At 28.7% G+C, this 16686-nt stretch carries 18 protein-coding genes; 13 read left to right on the plus strand and 5 right to left on the minus strand.

Annotation, left to right across the window (positions count from 1 at the left end; genetic code table 11):
- Nucleotides 1–160: 160 nt before the first annotated feature.
- The 10 genes from galE (at nucleotide 161) to tyrS (ending at nucleotide 12525) form a co-directional block, all read left to right on the plus strand.
- Nucleotides 161–1174: a UDP-glucose 4-epimerase GalE gene (galE, locus tag L3B98_RS11535; RefSeq protein WP_077366384.1), complete on the plus strand. Its 1014-nt coding sequence runs from the start codon at nucleotides 161–163 to the stop codon at nucleotides 1172–1174.
- A 74-nt stretch (nucleotides 1175–1248) separates the two neighbouring features.
- Nucleotides 1249–2505 carry a glycosyltransferase gene (locus L3B98_RS11540; protein WP_238916712.1) on the plus strand — a complete coding sequence of 419 codons (1257 nt, stop codon included), beginning with the start codon at nucleotides 1249–1251 and terminating at the stop codon, nucleotides 2503–2505.
- Nucleotides 2506–2638: 133 nt separating this feature from the next.
- Complete coding sequence (locus L3B98_RS11545) at nucleotides 2639–3856, plus strand: glycosyltransferase family 4 protein (RefSeq protein WP_238916713.1); 1218 nt, start codon at nucleotides 2639–2641, stop codon at nucleotides 3854–3856.
- Nucleotides 3857–3961: 105 nt separating this feature from the next.
- Nucleotides 3962–4567: a sugar transferase gene (locus L3B98_RS11550; protein ID WP_015395400.1), complete on the plus strand. Its 606-nt coding sequence runs from the start codon at nucleotides 3962–3964 to the stop codon at nucleotides 4565–4567.
- A 189-nt stretch (nucleotides 4568–4756) separates the two neighbouring features.
- Complete coding sequence (locus L3B98_RS11555) at nucleotides 4757–5860, plus strand: Gfo/Idh/MocA family oxidoreductase (RefSeq protein ID WP_077366381.1); 1104 nt, start codon at nucleotides 4757–4759, stop codon at nucleotides 5858–5860.
- Nucleotides 5861–6038: 178 nt separating this feature from the next.
- Entirely contained in the window at nucleotides 6039–6911 is an 873-nt protein-coding gene (gene galU / locus L3B98_RS11560) for a UTP--glucose-1-phosphate uridylyltransferase GalU (protein WP_238916714.1), read from the plus strand.
- Between the two features lie 600 nt (nucleotides 6912–7511).
- A complete protein-coding gene (locus tag L3B98_RS11565; RefSeq protein WP_026106305.1) occupies nucleotides 7512–8594 on the plus strand; it encodes a diguanylate cyclase in 1083 nt (360 codons plus the stop codon).
- 79 nt (nucleotides 8595–8673) lie between these two features.
- Nucleotides 8674–9825, plus strand: a complete 1152-nt coding sequence (locus L3B98_RS11570; RefSeq protein ID WP_015395395.1) for an RNA-binding domain-containing protein — start codon at nucleotides 8674–8676, stop codon at nucleotides 9823–9825.
- Between the two features lie 56 nt (nucleotides 9826–9881).
- Entirely contained in the window at nucleotides 9882–10883 is a 1002-nt protein-coding gene (locus L3B98_RS11575) for a LacI family DNA-binding transcriptional regulator (protein WP_015395394.1), read from the plus strand.
- Nucleotides 10884–11304: 421 nt separating this feature from the next.
- Nucleotides 11305–12525: a tyrosine--tRNA ligase gene (gene tyrS / locus L3B98_RS11580; RefSeq protein WP_015395393.1), complete on the plus strand. Its 1221-nt coding sequence runs from the start codon at nucleotides 11305–11307 to the stop codon at nucleotides 12523–12525.
- A 194-nt stretch (nucleotides 12526–12719) separates the two neighbouring features.
- Here tyrS and L3B98_RS11585 read toward each other — a convergent pair whose 3' ends face one another.
- The gene (locus L3B98_RS11585; RefSeq protein ID WP_238916715.1) at nucleotides 12720–14063 is read right to left on the minus strand and encodes a PLP-dependent aminotransferase family protein; all 1344 of its coding nucleotides are present in this window, start codon (nucleotides 14061–14063) and stop codon (nucleotides 12720–12722) included.
- A gap of 108 nt (nucleotides 14064–14171) precedes the next feature.
- On the opposite strand from L3B98_RS11585, the gene L3B98_RS11590 reads away from it, so the two are divergent.
- Both L3B98_RS11590 and L3B98_RS11595 read left to right on the plus strand, forming a co-directional pair.
- Nucleotides 14172–14636, plus strand: coding sequence for a GNAT family N-acetyltransferase (locus L3B98_RS11590; protein ID WP_077366375.1), 465 nt, complete (start codon nucleotides 14172–14174; stop codon nucleotides 14634–14636).
- 13 nt (nucleotides 14637–14649) lie between these two features.
- Nucleotides 14650–14934: a YciI family protein gene (locus L3B98_RS11595; protein ID WP_238916716.1), complete on the plus strand. Its 285-nt coding sequence runs from the start codon at nucleotides 14650–14652 to the stop codon at nucleotides 14932–14934.
- 121 nt (nucleotides 14935–15055) lie between these two features.
- Here L3B98_RS11595 and L3B98_RS11600 read toward each other — a convergent pair whose 3' ends face one another.
- From L3B98_RS11600 to L3B98_RS11615, 4 genes are read right to left on the minus strand one after another with little or no spacing between them, the layout of a single operon-like run.
- Nucleotides 15056–15355, minus strand: coding sequence for a spore coat protein (locus L3B98_RS11600; RefSeq protein ID WP_077366374.1), 300 nt, complete (start codon nucleotides 15353–15355; stop codon nucleotides 15056–15058).
- Between the two features lie 23 nt (nucleotides 15356–15378).
- On the minus strand, nucleotides 15379–15588 hold the full coding sequence (locus tag L3B98_RS11605; RefSeq protein WP_015395388.1) for a hypothetical protein: 210 nt from the start codon (nucleotides 15586–15588) through the stop codon (nucleotides 15379–15381).
- Between the two features lie 31 nt (nucleotides 15589–15619).
- Nucleotides 15620–15892, minus strand: a complete 273-nt coding sequence (locus L3B98_RS11610) for a spore coat protein (protein WP_015395387.1) — start codon at nucleotides 15890–15892, stop codon at nucleotides 15620–15622.
- Between the two features lie 32 nt (nucleotides 15893–15924).
- Nucleotides 15925–16113, minus strand: a complete 189-nt coding sequence (locus tag L3B98_RS11615) for a hypothetical protein (protein WP_015395386.1) — start codon at nucleotides 16111–16113, stop codon at nucleotides 15925–15927.
- Between the two features lie 206 nt (nucleotides 16114–16319).
- Here L3B98_RS11615 and tlp point away from each other — a divergent pair, with 206 nt between their 5' ends.
- Nucleotides 16320–16547, plus strand: coding sequence for a small acid-soluble spore protein Tlp (tlp, locus tag L3B98_RS11620; RefSeq protein WP_015395385.1), 228 nt, complete (start codon nucleotides 16320–16322; stop codon nucleotides 16545–16547).
- The last annotated feature ends 139 nt before the right edge of the window (nucleotides 16548–16686 follow it).

The following is a 16686-nucleotide window of genomic DNA, read 5'->3' on the forward strand; positions in this document are numbered from 1 at the left end:
TTGCATATATTGATGAATATTAGTATAATTCAAATGGTAGAAATAATAGAAAATAAATTAAAAATAAGATTGAATGAAGAACAATATATATAAAGAAAAACGTTGGTAGGTTAATTTGCATTAAGGAATTTTAATTACCAGCTTCAGGAGGGAACAAGTAGTGGCAATATTGGTTACAGGTGGAATGGGGTATATAGGAAGTCATACTTCTGTTGAATTACTTAACGCTGGGGAAGATGTTGTAGTTATAGATAATTTGAGCAATAGTAAAGAAATAGTTAAAGAAAGAATAGAAGAGATAACAGGAAAAAAAATAAAATTATATAAGATAGATTTGACAGATAAAAATGCAGTTGAACAAGTATTTATAGAAAATAATATAGAAGCAGTAATGGATTTTGCTGCTTTAAAAGCAATTGGTGAATCTATAGAGAAGCCAGTGGAATATTATCATAATAATTTGACAAGTATTTTAGTTGTACTAGAGTTAATGAAGAAGCATTCTGTAAGAAATTTAGTATTTAGTTCATCAGCAACAGTATATGGTACTGCAGATACTATGCCGGTAAATGAAGATTATTTACCATTATCAGTAACTAATCCTTATGGAAGAACAAAATTAATTGCAGAAGACATTCTAAGAGATTTAAGTATGTCAAGCAAATGGTGGAATATTGCGATTTTACGATATTTCAATCCAATAGGGGCTCATGAAAGTGGGATTATTGGGGAAGATCCATCTGGAGTTCCAAGTAATATTATGCCTTATATAACTGAAGTCGCAATCGGGCAATTAAAAGAATTATCAATATTTGGTGATGATTATGATACGATTGATGGAACTGGTGTAAGAGATTACGTGCATGTGGTTGATGTTGCAGAAGGTCATATAAAAGCACTTGAGATGTTAAAGAAAAATCCGGGATTAGTAACATACAATTTAGGGACAGGAAAAGGTTATAGTGTACTTGAATTGGTAGAAACCTTTAAAAAGGTAACTGGAGTTAATATACCATATAGAATAGCACCAAGAAGAGCCGGTGATGTAGGTGTGTGTTATGCTGATTCAAGTAAAGCTAATAGGGAATTAAATTGGAAAGCAAAAAGAGGACTTGAAGAGATGTGCAGAGATTCTTGGGGCTGGCAAACAAAAAATCCAAATGGATACAAATAACAATGATTAGTTGTCAATTATCAATTATGAACTGACAACTGATCATTGAAACTTTAACTAATTAGGAGGAAAAGATGAACGATTGCCTAGTAATGTTAACTAAAGTTTTCCCATTTGATAAGGGAGAAGAATTTATAGAAGATGAGATTTTAATGCTTTCAGAAAATTTTAAGAAAGTTATAATAATCGCAACTAGTACAGCTGATAGTGCAGTTCAAACACGAACTACGCCTGAAAATTTTGAAATACTTAGAATTAAGGCGTCTAAAATTAAGCGTAGTTTACCTATTAATGCTATAAAGTTATTTCCGTTCTCTAATTATAATGGGTATATTTCAGAGAAAGAACGCATAGAAATTAAGGGCTCATTAAAGAAAAGGGCATATTTAACTTATTTCATTTCAAAGTCCAATGCTGTGTTTGAAGAAGCAAAGGATATTTTAAATCAATGTAATTTATCTCAATATAACAAGGTTATTTTTTATAGTTATTGGTTTTATGATACAGCTTTAGCAGCAATTAAACTTAAGGATTACTTTAAGCTTAACAAAAAAGCTGCCATAAGCAGAGCTCATGGCTATGATATTTATACTTATAGAAATTCTATGAATTATTTACCGCTTAGAGAATACTTATTAAAGAACATAGATAAGGTATATACCTGTTCTAAAAATGGAATGGATTATTTAAAGAATCTTTATAATGGTTATAATAATAAAATAGAAGTTGGATACTTGGGAAGTAAGGATCACGGAATTAAATCAGTTGATGAAGAGCATGTATTTCATATAGTAAGCTGCTGTCATATTAGTCCAGTAAAACGTATGGATTTATTAGCGAAAGCTTTAGCAACACTAAAAGATTCAGGCTTAAAATTAAGATGGACACATTTTGGTGCTGGAGATGGATTAGAGGATCTTAAGGCATATGCAAGTGAGAATTTAGGGTTTATGGAGGTAAGCTTTCCAGGTGGAATTAAAAATATTGATTTGATGAAATATTATCAAAAAGAACCTGTAGACTTATTTATAAATACGAGTAGCTCGGAAGGGTTACCAGTTAGTATTATGGAAGCTTGTTCCTTTGGAATTCCAACAATTGCTACTAATGTAGGGGGCACTTCTGAAATTGTAAGAGATATGCAGACGGGTATTTTGATAGATGCAGATTTCAAAGTTGAAGAACTTGGAGAGAAGATTAAATATATGGTTCTGTTAAAAAATGAAGAAAGGCAAGCATTTAGAGAAAGATGCCGTAATTTATGGTTGGAGAGCTTTTGTGCTGAAAGAAATTTTGCGCGTTTTGCACAACAAATAAAAGAAATAAAATAATACGTTTTAATAAAAGTGATAAATTATCAATAAATAAACTTTCATAAGTCAAAAAATACATTATAGCTCAATTGACCATTGACAACTGATAATTGACAGTTGAGTATTGAGCTTTGAAAAGGAGAAAATTAAGATGAATATCTTACTTATAAATCACTATGCGGGGTCTGATTATCATGGGATGGAATTTAGACCTTATTATATGGGAAGAGAATGGGTTCAAATGGGACATAAAGTTACTATTCTAGGGGCTGATTTTTCTCATTTAAGAAAGAAAAATCCTCAAGTACAAGAGGATTTCCAAGAAGAAATAATAGATGGAATTACATACGTATGGGTTAAGACTCCTGAATACCATGGAAATGGTGTTGGAAGAATAAAGAATATATCTACTTTTATGTTTAAATTAAGAATGAATTACAAGAAGATTGCTGATAAGTACAAACCAGATGCAGTAATAGCTTCTTCAACTTATCCATTAGATATATATCCAGCACATAGAATAGCAAAGAGATCTAAAGGTAAGCTTTTCTTTGAAATTCATGATTTATGGCCATTAACACCAATGGAAATTGGGGGATATTCTAAAAATAATCCTGCTATAGTAATACTTCAAAGAGCAGAGGATTTTGCCTTTAAAAATTGTGATAAGATTATTTCAATTTTACCAAATGCAGATAAGCATATGAAAGATAGAGGCTTTAAAACTGATAACTATATCCATGTCCCAAATGGAATAATAGTTGGTGAGAAGAAAAGTGCACCAATGGAAACTACTATTGAAAGATTAAAAGAACTAAAAGAGCAAGGTTATTTTTTAGTAGGCTATACTGGAAATCATTCACCTGCTAATGTTTTAGATACAATGATCGATGCAGCTAAGCAAACAAGTGATGAAAAAGTAAAGTATGTAATGGTTGGAAATGGAAACGTAAAAGATAAACTGATTGGATATGCAAAAAGCAATAATGTTACGAATGTTGAATTTTTGGACCCAGTACTTAAAGATAATATGGATAATGTATTACAATTATTAGATATATGTTATATAGGCTTGAAGAAACAAAACTTATTTAATTATGGAGTGAGCCCTAATAAGTTATTTGATTATATGATGGCTGGAAGACCTGTAATTTATGCTGTAGAAGCATCAAATGACCCTGTTAAAGATTCTAATTGCGGAATTACAGTTCCAGCAGAAAATGCTAATGCAGTTGTAGAGGCAGTAATGAAAATTAAAGGCTTAAGTGAAGAAGAAAAAAGCAAATTAGGACAAAATGGAACAGATTATGTATTAGAAAATCATACTTATCATGGATTAGCAGAAAAGTTCTTAGAGGCTTTGAAATAACTTAAAATTTTATGAAGAAATACGAGAATTCAATTAAAATTGATTAAAGTGTTGTAAAATAGGTAATATATTAAAATATTATAAATAACTTTTAGGGGTAGATATATGAATAAATTTAACAAAATAGTTAAAAGAATATTTGATTTAATATGCTCTACTTTAGGACTTATTGTGTTAAGTCCAGTTTTATTAGTAATTGCAATAAGAATAAAAACAGGTTCAGATGGACCAGTATTTTTCAAACAAATACGAGTAGGTGAAAGAAGTAAGGAATTTGAAATTCTTAAATTTAGGACTATGGTTGTTGATGCTGAAAAATTAGGAAGACAAATAACTGTTGGGAATGATAGTAGAATTACTAAAATAGGCGCATTTTTAAGAAAATATAAACTTGATGAATTACCACAGCTAATAAATGTATTTAAAGGTGATATGAGCCTAGTTGGGCCAAGACCAGAAGTGCCTAGATATGTTAAACTATATAATGAAGAACAAATAAGAGTCTTAGAAGTGAAACCTGGCATAACAGATTTAGCGTCTATTAGGTATAGAGATGAAAATGATTTGCTTGGAGAAGTAGAGAATCCAGATGAATTTTATATAAATACAATTATGCCAGATAAACTGGCCTTGAATTTGGAATACATAAATAAGAATAACATATTTTTAGATATTTATATAATACTTAAAACAATAATAAAATGCATTTAGGCAGTGTACAGTTTACAATTTACAGTTGTGAGTGGTGTGAATGTTATAATGTTTTAAATTTATGAATATAATGGGAGAAGGTAAAGAGTTATGCCCCTATAAAGAGAGCAGCTATGCTGCAATACGGAACTTAAAATAGTTAACAGTTAGTTGGGAAATTATAAATATAGTGGGAGAAGGTAAAGAGTTATGAAAAAATTAAAATTTGCTATTATAGGTTGTGGAAGAATTTCTTATAAACATGTTGAAGCTTTAGTAAAGAACAATGAAGAGGCTGAATTAGTTGCAACTTGTGATGTTATTTTAGAAAAAGCTGAAGCAAAGAAGAAAGAATATATAGAGAAAACTGGAGTAGCAGAAGAATCTGTAAATGCATATGCAGATTATAAAGAAATGTTAGAAAAGGAAGAGATAGATGTAGTAACAATAGCTACTGAAAGTGGATATCATGCAGAAATTGCTATACATTCTATGAGAAAAGGAGCAAGTACATTAGTTGAAAAACCAATGGCTATGTCTATTGATGATGCTAATGAGATGATAAAAGTCGCAAAAGAAAACAATGTTAAGCTTGGAGTTTGTCATCAAAATAGATTTAATAAGCCAATACAAAAATTAAGAGAAGCAATAGAAGAAAATAAATTTGGAAGATTAATTAATGGTACAGCAAGAATACTTTGGAATAGAAATATGGGATATTATGAGCAAGCACCTTGGAGAGGAACATGGGCTTTAGATGGTGGTACTCTTATGAACCAATGTATCCATAATATTGATTTGCTTCAATGGATGATGGGTGGAGAAGTTGAAAGAGTTTATGCTGAGTGTGATACATATTTAAGAGATATAGAAGCAGAAGATTTTGGAGCTGTAGTAATAAGATTCAAAAATGGAGCTATAGGAATTGTTGAAGGATCAGCATGTGTATATCCTAAGAATCTCGAAGAAACTTTAAGTATATTTGGAGAAACTGGAGCAGTATCTATTGGAGGTCTTGCAGTTAATGAACTTGAAACATGGAGATTTGAAGGTGAAGACGAAGAAGCCACTAAAAAATTAGTAAATGTTAAAATAGACAATGTTTATGGTGAAGGACATACACCTTTATTTAAGGATGTGATTGATGCAATAAATGAAGACAGAGAACCATTAGTATCAGGAGAAGAAGGTAAAAAAGCTATGTCAATAATACTAGCTGCATATAAGTCAAGAAAAACAGGAATGCCAGTACAATTTCCTTTTAATGATTTTAAGACATTAGATATGAAAGATAGTTTTAAAGGAAGAAAATAATTTTATTGGATATAATATTAATAATAGATATACTATAAGGTAATCATATATGTTCTTATACGGATATCTAAAATAAGAATTAAGCATATTTAAGTATCAATTATCAATGCTTATGGAGTAATTAACTATGGATAATTGATATTTGATAAAAATAAAAAATGGAGGGATCAGAGAAGCCATGAAAGTTAAAAAAGCTATTATCCCAGCAGCAGGTCTTGGAACAAGATTTTTACCAGCAACTAAAGCACAACCAAAGGAAATGCTTCCAATAGTTGATAAGCCAACAATTCAATATATTGTTGAAGAAGCAGTAGCATCTGGAATTGAAGAAATTTTAATTATTACAGGTAGAAATAAGAAATCTATAGAAGACCATTTTGATAAATCTATAGAATTAGAACTAGAATTAGAGAAATCAGGAAAAGCAGAATTGCTTGAACTAGTAAGAGATATTTCTGATATGGTTGATATACATTATATAAGGCAAAAAGAACCAAGGGGATTAGGGCATGCAATTCATTGTGCTAAAACTTTTGTTGGAAACGAACCATTTGCAGTTTTATTAGGAGATGATGTAGTTGATAGCGAAACTCCTTGTTTAAAACAATTAATTGATTGTTTTAGTGAGTATAAAACAACTATATTGGGAGTTCAAACTGTGTCAGAAGAAAATGTTTCTAAATATGGAATAGTAGATGGAATTCATATAGAAGATAGAGTATATAAAGTAAAAGATTTAGTTGAAAAGCCTGCAAAGGAAGAAGCTCCAAGTAATGTAGCAATATTAGGAAGATATATTATAACTCCAGAAATATTTAATATATTAGAGAATACTAAGCCTGGAAAAGGTGGAGAAATTCAACTAACAGATGCATTAAAGGCACTAATTTCCAAGGAAGCAATGTATGCTTATAATTTTGAAGGCAAAAGGTATGATGTTGGAGATAAATTTGGATTTTTGCAAGCAACTATAGAATTTGCACTAAAGAAAGATGAGCTTCGTGAAGAAGTTTTAGGTTATTTAAACTCTAAGTCATGGGAAAAGTTATAACATTCACAAATTTATAATAAGTTTTTAGAAAATAAAGTATAAATATTAGTTAATTCATTAATTTTATGCAAAGTGACTTAAAAATATATGGTCACTTTGCATTTATTTTTTATTAATATTGAAAATTGGTGTTTGAATTCAAAGTTTGTTATAATTATATTAAATCAATTCAACAAATTTTAGGGATTTTTAGATAAGAATAATCATAAAATTAATAGTGATTAATATACCTTTGAATTAAAAATTTTACACCAAAGATAATGAATGATGTTACTAATATTAAATTTAGTATTGAATTACCAAATTGTATAAATAATATACAAATTAATATAAATATAAACACACTTAAAAGCCATTGTATAAATCTCATTATTTTATCTCCTTGTAAAAAAATTGCACTATTAGTTTATCCTAAATTTATATTGAAATTCATTTTATGTAATGATTTTTTTATTATTTATTGATCTCCCAAGGAGCATGAAATAATTTTATTCAATTATGTTATGAATTGTATTATAATTATAATAGGTATGAGTATGGTTGTAATAGGAGTTGTTGAATAATCATGAAGTATTTATGGTTAGAGGATGGTGGGAACGCGTGCAGGATTATGAGAAACAATATAATTCTTTAAAAATGGAATATGAAACTTATCAAAAGTTTTCAGAACAACATATTCAAGAATTAAATGAAAAAAATATCAGGCTAGAAAAGAGTATAGATTCTTTATCTAATATAATTGAAGTAAGTAAATATATAAATACTTTTTTTAGTAGTGATAGCTTGATATCTATGATTAACGATATGATAGTAGGAATATTAGGGGTTACATATTCAACCATATTTTTAATTGAAAACGGTGAATTAATCGTTAAAGCTAGTAATATTGAGAATATGAATATAAAATTGACTTCAAATGAGTATGTGCACATAAATAAAGGAGAAGAATTTTTAATTAATTCAAGAAGAGTTTTAAAGCAAACAGGGGAACATAAAACTGATATACATTCAATTATGGGGTCACCAATTATATTGAGGGATAAATTTATAGGATATATAGTTGTAGAACATAACATTTATAAGTTTATGACCATGGAGTTAAAAATATTTCTTAGATCAATTGCAAACCAAATTGCTATAGCTATAGAAAATTCTATGTTATATAAACAATTGGAAAAGATGAATCAGAGAGATTCGCTACTTGGAATATATAATAGAAAGTATTTTTTTGAATATTTGGAAAAAAATGAATGTAAAAAACTAACTGAAAAATTTGCAATTGTAATGATAGACATTGATGATTTTAAGAAAATAAACGATACTTATGGACATCAATTTGGAGATAAAATCTTAATTAACACAGCGAAGGTTGTTAAAAGTGGTATAGCTCAAAATGACGTTTTGGCAAGATATGGTGGAGAGGAATTTATCTTGTATATTTCAAACTATATAGATGAGGAAAATGTTTATGATAAAGTTGAAGCAATAAGAACAATTCTTCAAGGAGATAAAGTAGAAATAAATGGCGAATATAAATCAGTAACAGCTAGTTTTGGAATATCATTTTTCCCTTTAAATGGGACTGATTTAAACGAACTTATAAGTAAAGCTGACGATTTACTATATAAGGCTAAAAAAAGTGGGAAGAATAAAGTATTAAGCGGACATGTATTTGAATCATAATTATATAAAGCATGCTTATTTTAATAAGAGTGCTTTTTTTATCTTTAAAATTATAATAATATTTTAGGAGGATAATGATATGGATAGTAAAAAATTACTATCACTTATTAAGAAAGATGAAGGTATAAAGTTAGATTTTAAGTTAAAATTAGAACTTTATTATGAAACAGGAAAAAAAGAGTTAACTAAGGATATCTGTGCCATTGCTAATTCAAATGGTGGAAGAGGATATATAATTGTTGGAATTGAAGACAAAACTAAAAAAATTGTAGGCTTAGAAGACGAAGATTTGTTTAAAGAAGAACAAATTCAGCAAATTATATCAACAAGGTGTGAGCCGCCAATACCAATAAAAGTAGATTTCATTAATATTGAAAATAAAATAATTGGTGTGATATCTATATATGATGGAGGGCAAAAGCCATACCAAGTAAGGGAAAATGGTGCATTCTATATTAGAAGAGGTTCCACAACTGATGTAATGAGAAAGCAAGAATTAATTGCATTATTTGAAGAGAATCTCAGTTTAACCATTGAAACTTGCCCACTAATTCATAGCAGAATAGATATATTGAATATGGAACTAATAAACAAATATTTTAATAAGAAAGGAATAGAAATTACTGAAGAAAACAGAAAGTTTTTATTATTAAGCGCAGGAATAGCATTTGAGCATAAGGATGAATCCCAACTTAAATGTACTTATGGAGGATTGCTTGTTTTTTCTGATAAAAATTATCTATATATACCTAATAATATGATAAAAATTATTAATAAACTAAATGATATTAATGAAGAGTTACATGTAATTCAAGGAAACCTTTTATATATGATAGATCAAGCTGAAGAAAAAGTAAGGCAAATATTACCTGAAGATTATCCAATAGAGGCTGTAATTGAAGCAGTAAAAAATGCAGTATTATATAGGGAGTATTTTGATTTAAATAAGATTATTGAAATAATAATAGATAAAAATAAAATTATAATTTCAAGTCCTGGCGAATTTATTGATGAAAACATTAAAGGGGAAAGAACAAACTATAATAAAAGAAATATTTGGCTATATGAAAAATTGATTTCCTTAGATGATAAAAAGAGGTTTTTAAATAGTGGAAGAGGATTTTCGATTATTAAAAATGCATTTATAGGATATGGTAAAGTTAAGTTTGTAAATTCAAGAGTGGAGCATAGTTTTAAGGTAATATTACCAGGAGCGGGTACAAATCCTTAGTAGTATTATTTTTGTTACAATTAAAAAATGATTTATAAAGATTTTGGAGGAAAAAGATGACGACAACTATCAAGGATATAGCAAAAGTACTTAATATATCTCATTCAACAGTTTCTAGGGCGTTAACAGGATCGAAAGCTGTTAGTGAGAAAACTAAAGAAGAAATATTTAAAGTAGCTAAAGAATTAAATTATATTCCCAATATGAATGCTAGAAGCTTGAAAATAGATAAAGCTTACAATATAGGTGTATTTTTTTCAACTATTGATAATGGAACTTCACCATTCGTATTTCAAAGTGTAATAAATAATGTATATAGAAATATGGATAAAAAGTATAATGTAATTGTTAAAGGTATTGATATGCATGAAGAAAATACAATAAGTCCAAAAAATTATGATGGAATATTAGTTTTAAGTCAAAAAAAAGGTGATGATGGGTTTATTGAAGAGATTATAGATAAAAAAATACCTGTTGTTGTTATTAATAGGAAAGTAAGTCATAAAGTCATTAATGTGTATACAGATGAAAAGATAGGGACTTCTAGAGGTGTAGAAGAGTTAATAATTAATGGTCATAAGGATATTGCAATAATTGAAGGACCAGAAAGATTTTATTCAACCAAAATGAGAAGAGATGGGTGTTTAGAAGCGTTAGAAAAATATAATATTAAATTAAATGAAAAATTAATATTACACGGAGATTTTAGTGTAAAAAGTGGTTATTTGGTAACTAAAAAAATTCTTAATGGAAAAGAAAAATTTACAGCTATATTTGCATTTAACGATGAAATGGCAACAGGAGCAATAAAGGCTATTACAGATCATGGATTAAAAGTACCTGATGATATTTCTGTATTGGGATTTGATGGAAATGAAATAGGAAAATTTATAACTCCTAGTATAACTACTGTTATAAGGCCAATTGGGGAAATAGCTAAATTAGGAATAGAATTATTGATGAAACTAATAAATGGAGAGAGCGAAATAATAGGCAAAAAAATATATATAGAATCAAAATTATCAATTGGAAATTCTATTAGAGACATACACATATAAAAAGAGCAGCTATGCTGCAACAACGGATCTTATTTATAAAGAGTAGATATGCCACAATACGCACCTATAAAAAGAGTGGCTATGCCACAATACGGAACTTATATGTAACTTGAAACTTATTAAAGAGGAGGATATTCCGAAGAAATATCTTCATTATTCATTCATCATTAATTAAACGTGTCGCAGATACTTTCGTTCTATGTGCATAGCTGCTCTTTATGTAGGTATAATTCATAATTTATAACTCAGCCCCCTTAACTGTTTTCAATTGTTGCCAAAAGTTAAGGTTGAGGATATACTATAGTAAGTGATTAAAATACTGGAAAGTTATTAACGCATAATCAAAAAGTAATACAACAGTATAATTATATATATATTGAATTATGCTGTGTTAGTAAGAAGATTTTTAGGAGGTACTATAATGGCAAGCGTATTAGATGAGCTATTAGAAAGAGGATACATAAAACAATTTACTCATGAAGAAGAAACAAGAAAGTTATTGGAAAATGAGAAGATAACTTTTTATATAGGCTTTGACCCAACAGCAGATAGTTTGCATGTTGGACATTTTATTGCTATGATGTTCATGGCACATATGCAAAAAGCAGGACATAGACCAATAGCTTTAATTGGTGGTGGAACAGCTATGGTTGGAGATCCAAGTGGTAAGACTGATATGAGAAAGATGCTTACCAAAGAAGATATTCAGCATAATGTTGATAGTATAAAGAAACAAATGGAAAGATTTATAGACTTCACAGACGGTAAGGCAATACTTGCTAATAATGCTGACTGGTTATTAAACCTTAACTATGTTGATTTCTTAAGAGAAGTTGGAGTGCATTTTTCAGTAAACAGAATGTTGTCAGCTGAATGTTTTAAGCAAAGGTTAGAAAAAGGATTATCATTTTTAGAATTTAACTATATGTTAATGCAAGGATATGATTTTTATGAATTAAATCAAAAATATAATTGTAAGATGCAGCTTGGTGGAGATGACCAATGGTCTAACATGATTGCAGGTGTTGAACTTGTAAGAAGAAAAGCTCAAGGTGAAGCTATGGCTATGACTTGTACATTACTTACAAATAGCCAAGGTCAAAAGATGGGTAAAACTGTTGGAGGAGCATTATGGTTAGATCCAGAAAAAACTTCACCATATGATTTTTATCAATATTGGAGAAATGTAGATGATGCTGATGTTGAAAAATGCTTAGCTTTATTAACATTCTTACCAATGGATGAAGTAAGAAGACTAGGAACTCTTGAAGGTGCTGAAATAAATAATGCCAAGAAAGTACTTGCATATGAAATAACAAAGCTTGTTCATGGTGAAGAAGAGGCTAAGAAGGCAGAAGAAGCAGCTGTTGCATTATTTGCAGGTGGAGCTGACATGTCAAATGTTCCAACTGTAACAATAAGCAAAGAAGAGATTGGACTACCGATCTTAGATATTCTGGCAAGCACTAAAATTGTTCCATCTAAAAAAGAAGCTAGAAGATTAATTGAACAAGGTGGATTATCAATTAATGGTGAAAAAGTTATAGAAATGACACGAGCTTTAGAAGAAGCAGATTTCCAAGATGGAAGTGCCTTAATAAAGAGAGGTAAGAAAAATTATAATAAAATTGAAGTGAAATAGACCTTATTCTAGATAAAATCCTGGCAATACATAAAGTATTGTGAGGGTTTTATTATTTAAATTAATAAAAAGGTTTAAAAACTACATTTAAACTATATTATACTTTCAGAGGCTTTGTAAAAAAATTGAATTTTATCTTAAGAAAATAAAATTTAATTAGGCAGTGCTTTAGGGGACTGCCTGTATTCAATTTGTTAAATATTATTATAATAAATTTGAATTATTTTCAAAAGTTCGTGTATTCCATTTTCTATATCTGATGTACTGCAATTTCCAACACTTATTTTTAAAATATCACCATTAAAATAATCTTTTAAATAAGCATTATCCATCCCTTTTATAAGAATATCTTTTTTATCACATTCCTTAATCAGCCAATCAATATTTATATTATTTAAAAATTCAATACACGAATAGAATCCAGTGTCTGGTATGTGCCATTTTATTTGTGGAAGTATAATTTCACTTGAAGCTTTCCGTAACGCATCCATTCGTTCAGAATATGTTGTTCTTATTGTCTTATTATTAGAATTAAATATTCCACTTTTTATATAAATATCCAAAGCACCTTGAGATAAAACAGAGGTATTTAAATCTGTCCATTTCTTATATTCTTCAAATGTATTTCTTAAAAGTTTTGGAAGTACGACAGCTGCAATTCTAAGGCCCGGGAGGAGTATCTTTGAAAAACTTTTAATATATATAACTTTAGATGATGTATCAGTATAATACATTGGATATGAATTGTTTTTAATCTCTAAATCAGCAAGATAATCATCTTCAACAATATAAACATCATATTTTTCAGCTAACATTATGATTTGTTTTTTCTCATTATTTGTGTAGCTTATTCCAAGAGGATTACTAAAACGAGGAATTGTATAAAAACATTTAATATTTCCATATGCGAATTTTTTTTCTAGTTCTTTTAGGTCTAGACTATCAAACTTTCTTTCAATCCCAATTATTGGAGTTTTAGTCGTTTCTAAAGCTTTTAAAGTACCGTGATAAGTTGGCTGTTCAACAAGTACATTACTTTTTCCATTGGGAAAAGGCATACTACAGAGTATATTGATAGCTTGCTGAGAACCTGATGTAATATAAATGTCGTCTAAAGAACAAAATATCTGATAATTTTCAAAATATGTTTTTAAAGTAAAAATTAAATCAGGAAGTCCTTTAGGAGAAGAATAATTAAAAAGAGTAGCTTTGTGTATCTCTATAGCTTGATTTAAACAATGCTGGAATTCTTTATAATCTAGAATGCTTTCATCAGGAGAACCAGATGAAAAGTCTATAATTTTATTAAAATCATTTATATAAAGTTCTTTTTTATCAATTAAATAATAGCCACTTTGAGGTCTAGAATAAATTATATGATTTTTTTGCATTATTTCATAAGCATGGACAACGGTTTGCTTGCTGCAATTGAATTTTTCTGATAATTCTCTAATTGTTGGCATTTTTTCACCATATGTAATATTTTTGTTGTTAATTTCATAATTAATAAAATTGATTATAGCTTCATATTTACTCATGATTCACCTCGTGTACTAGTACAATTTCATTTTTCAATTATTGAATTGAATTTTGTACTGATTTACACTTTAATTGTAGCACATATATTTTTTGGGGGGGAAATAACTATGGAGGATTTTGAATTAAAAAGTGGTGGAGCAGAATTACTAGATTTAGTCAAACCATTATGGGAACAATTAAATAAGCAGCATGAGAAACAATCAAATTATTTTAAGAATAGATATAAAAGTTTTAATTTTGAAGCTAGAAAGGAGAAATTTCTAAATGACACTGTTTTAGGTGTTAACATAGCTCTAATAAAGAAAGCAGAAATGTATGTAGGATATTGTATTAGTAGTATAAATAAAGGATTAGAAGGAGAAATAGATTCGATTTTTGTGGCTTATGAATACCGTAAATTAGATTTAGGAGATAAATTAATGAAAAATGCTCTGGAATGGTTATATAAAAATAAAGCAAAAACAAGGAGAATAGGTGTTATAGATGGGAATGAAGAAGTATTAAGATTTTATGAAAAATATGGATTTTATAAAAGAATTATGATTTTAGAAGAAATAAATAAGAATAGTTGAGGAGGGTAACTATATGTTTCTAGTAATTTTAAGATATCAAAAATCTATGGAGGAAGTTGAAAAATATTTGGACGACCATGTTGTTTTTCTAGAAAAATATTATTCATTGAATAAATTTATATGTTCAGGAAGGCAAAATCCAAGAACCGGAGGAGTAATATTATCTTGTGGGAAAGATAAAGAAGAAATAAATTCAATAATTAAGGAAGATCCTTTTTATAAGAAGGATATAGCTAAATATGAAATAATAGAATTTATACCAACGAAATATAAAGATGGTTTTGAAGAATTTATTTAGGGGCATATATTTGCAGTTAACAATGTACAGTTTACAGTTGAGGGGGGAAATCCTGTTAGGGATTTCTACTTCAATTGATAACTGTAAACTGTAAAAGCTGTGTCAATTATTTCTCTTTTTATTAAGAATTTTCACTTAATTTTTGAGAAATTTCATATTCATTTCTAAGCTGTTCTATAGGTTCATCCTTGGCAGGATACCAGCCTCTATCTACAATCATATCTGATAATTCAAAATGATCGCTTACAGCTTTATCTAATTGAGTTCTTAACATATCTCTAAGTTCAGGATTAATTGCTTCTGCTGCAGCAGAAGCTAATGATGTTACAGCAAATTTTGAATCTTTGAGCATATCTTGAGCGATATCTTTTTCTGTTAGTGCGGCATTATCATTTCCAAATAAGTTATCTAAAAAAGACATAGTGGAAACCTCCTATTATTATATTAAATATTAAAATTGCTTTCAATGAAATTTTGAACAGAATTTATATTTTCTTTTTTGCTATCTAGACAATGTTCCATAAAAGATTTTAATTCATCATCTTCAATCATCTTCATATTAGCCTGTAATTTTTTTACACCAACAATATTTGAATCCATTAATTCTCTTAATTCAAGCATTTCATGGGGTGCTAGGTTATTTTTGTTATTCATGAGTTCACCTCCGATGTAATATATGTGATAATTATTGAGTAATAGAGTTGATAGTTGATAAATCTTGTTGTAATTGCTGCTCTGCATCTAGATGAGCATTGTACCAACCTTTATTAATTGATATATCTGAAAGTCTGTAATGAGAGTTGACACAAGCAGTGAGTTGGTTTTTTAGAGTTTCCCTTAGTTGTGGATTTGTTGCTTCTGTTAATGTTTTAGATAAGGTTGTTATTGTTGTCTTTGAACTTGTAATTAAGTCAAGTGCAATGTCCTTTTCTGTTAAGGTAGTACTATTTTGTGGCATTTAGAATTACTCCTTTCTATTTAAAAATATTTTTAAGATAATGAGGACTGTATGTTTTGCAAAGCAGTTTTTTTTGATGCTATTGAATCCTGCATATAATTTTTTAATTCAGCATCATTAACCATATTTATGCTCGCACTAATTTTTTTTATATCTAACATCTCTTGACTTATGTATTCTCTGACCTCAATTGCTTCATGTGGGGCTAAATTTCCATTCATAATCATCACCTCCTAACTGTATTAGTATTACACTCATAAACTTATTAATGTGTGGCAAATAAATGTAATTGAAAATTAAATGATTCTACATAATAAATTATTTGTTTGAGCATAATACAAAAGAAAAGTTCATGACTATGAAAGTATAATTTCTTGTAGTTTCAAATTAAAAAACAAAATTACAGTAGAAAAGGAGATATGATATTATGAAGAACAAACCAGATGATAGAAGAGACAATGTGGATAGAATTCAATATAATATTGATAAAACAATTTTAAATTGTGAACTTGCCGATGAAATGATAGCTAAAACAGATGACTCTAAAATGAAGCAAACATTAGAAGAAAAGAATGAAAGAAGAGAGGAAGCTCTAGAGGCTATGAGAAAAGAAATTAAGGATGAAGCTTTGGATAAAGAGAAGGGATATAAGTAAGGCGTTTAATAAGGTGAGTTATTAATAATTAATTATTTATTTAATTGGCGAAACCAATTTTGTTGGTGAAGTTGTAAGATGAAAGTAGACATTAAAAAAGTATGTCTACTTTTTTGTTATAATAAAAAATAAGAGGATG

Source organism: Clostridium sp. YIM B02555 (assembly GCF_022320955.1).
GTDB lineage: Bacteria > Bacillota > Clostridia > Clostridiales > Clostridiaceae > Clostridium > Clostridium saccharoperbutylacetonicum.

What these genes read in the sequence shown, in the direction of transcription:
- L3B98_RS11600 (WP_077366374.1), bottom strand. Translation starts at nt 15,355, where the DNA reads ATGTCTTTTTTAGATAACTTATTTGGAAATGATAATGCCGCACTAACA.
- L3B98_RS11545 (WP_238916713.1), top strand. Translation starts at nt 2,639, where the DNA reads ATGAATATCTTACTTATAAATCACTATGCGGGGTCTGATTATCATGGG.
- L3B98_RS11615 (WP_015395386.1), bottom strand. Translation starts at nt 16,113, where the DNA reads ATGAATGGAAATTTAGCCCCACATGAAGCAATTGAGGTCAGAGAATAC.
- L3B98_RS11555 (WP_077366381.1), top strand. Translation starts at nt 4,757, where the DNA reads ATGAAAAAATTAAAATTTGCTATTATAGGTTGTGGAAGAATTTCTTAT.
- L3B98_RS11585 (WP_238916715.1), bottom strand. Translation starts at nt 14,063, where the DNA reads ATGAGTAAATATGAAGCTATAATCAATTTTATTAATTATGAAATTAAC.
- L3B98_RS11570 (WP_015395395.1), top strand. Translation starts at nt 8,674, where the DNA reads ATGGATAGTAAAAAATTACTATCACTTATTAAGAAAGATGAAGGTATA.
- L3B98_RS11595 (WP_238916716.1), top strand. Translation starts at nt 14,650, where the DNA reads ATGTTTCTAGTAATTTTAAGATATCAAAAATCTATGGAGGAAGTTGAA.
- L3B98_RS11550 (WP_015395400.1), top strand. Translation starts at nt 3,962, where the DNA reads ATGAATAAATTTAACAAAATAGTTAAAAGAATATTTGATTTAATATGC.
- tyrS (WP_015395393.1), top strand. Translation starts at nt 11,305, where the DNA reads ATGGCAAGCGTATTAGATGAGCTATTAGAAAGAGGATACATAAAACAA.
- L3B98_RS11610 (WP_015395387.1), bottom strand. Translation starts at nt 15,892, where the DNA reads ATGCCACAAAATAGTACTACCTTAACAGAAAAGGACATTGCACTTGAC.
- L3B98_RS11590 (WP_077366375.1), top strand. Translation starts at nt 14,172, where the DNA reads ATGGAGGATTTTGAATTAAAAAGTGGTGGAGCAGAATTACTAGATTTA.
- L3B98_RS11605 (WP_015395388.1), bottom strand. Translation starts at nt 15,588, where the DNA reads ATGAATAACAAAAATAACCTAGCACCCCATGAAATGCTTGAATTAAGA.
- L3B98_RS11575 (WP_015395394.1), top strand. Translation starts at nt 9,882, where the DNA reads ATGACGACAACTATCAAGGATATAGCAAAAGTACTTAATATATCTCAT.
- galU (WP_238916714.1), top strand. Translation starts at nt 6,039, where the DNA reads ATGAAAGTTAAAAAAGCTATTATCCCAGCAGCAGGTCTTGGAACAAGA.
- L3B98_RS11540 (WP_238916712.1), top strand. Translation starts at nt 1,249, where the DNA reads ATGAACGATTGCCTAGTAATGTTAACTAAAGTTTTCCCATTTGATAAG.
- tlp (WP_015395385.1), top strand. Translation starts at nt 16,320, where the DNA reads ATGAAGAACAAACCAGATGATAGAAGAGACAATGTGGATAGAATTCAA.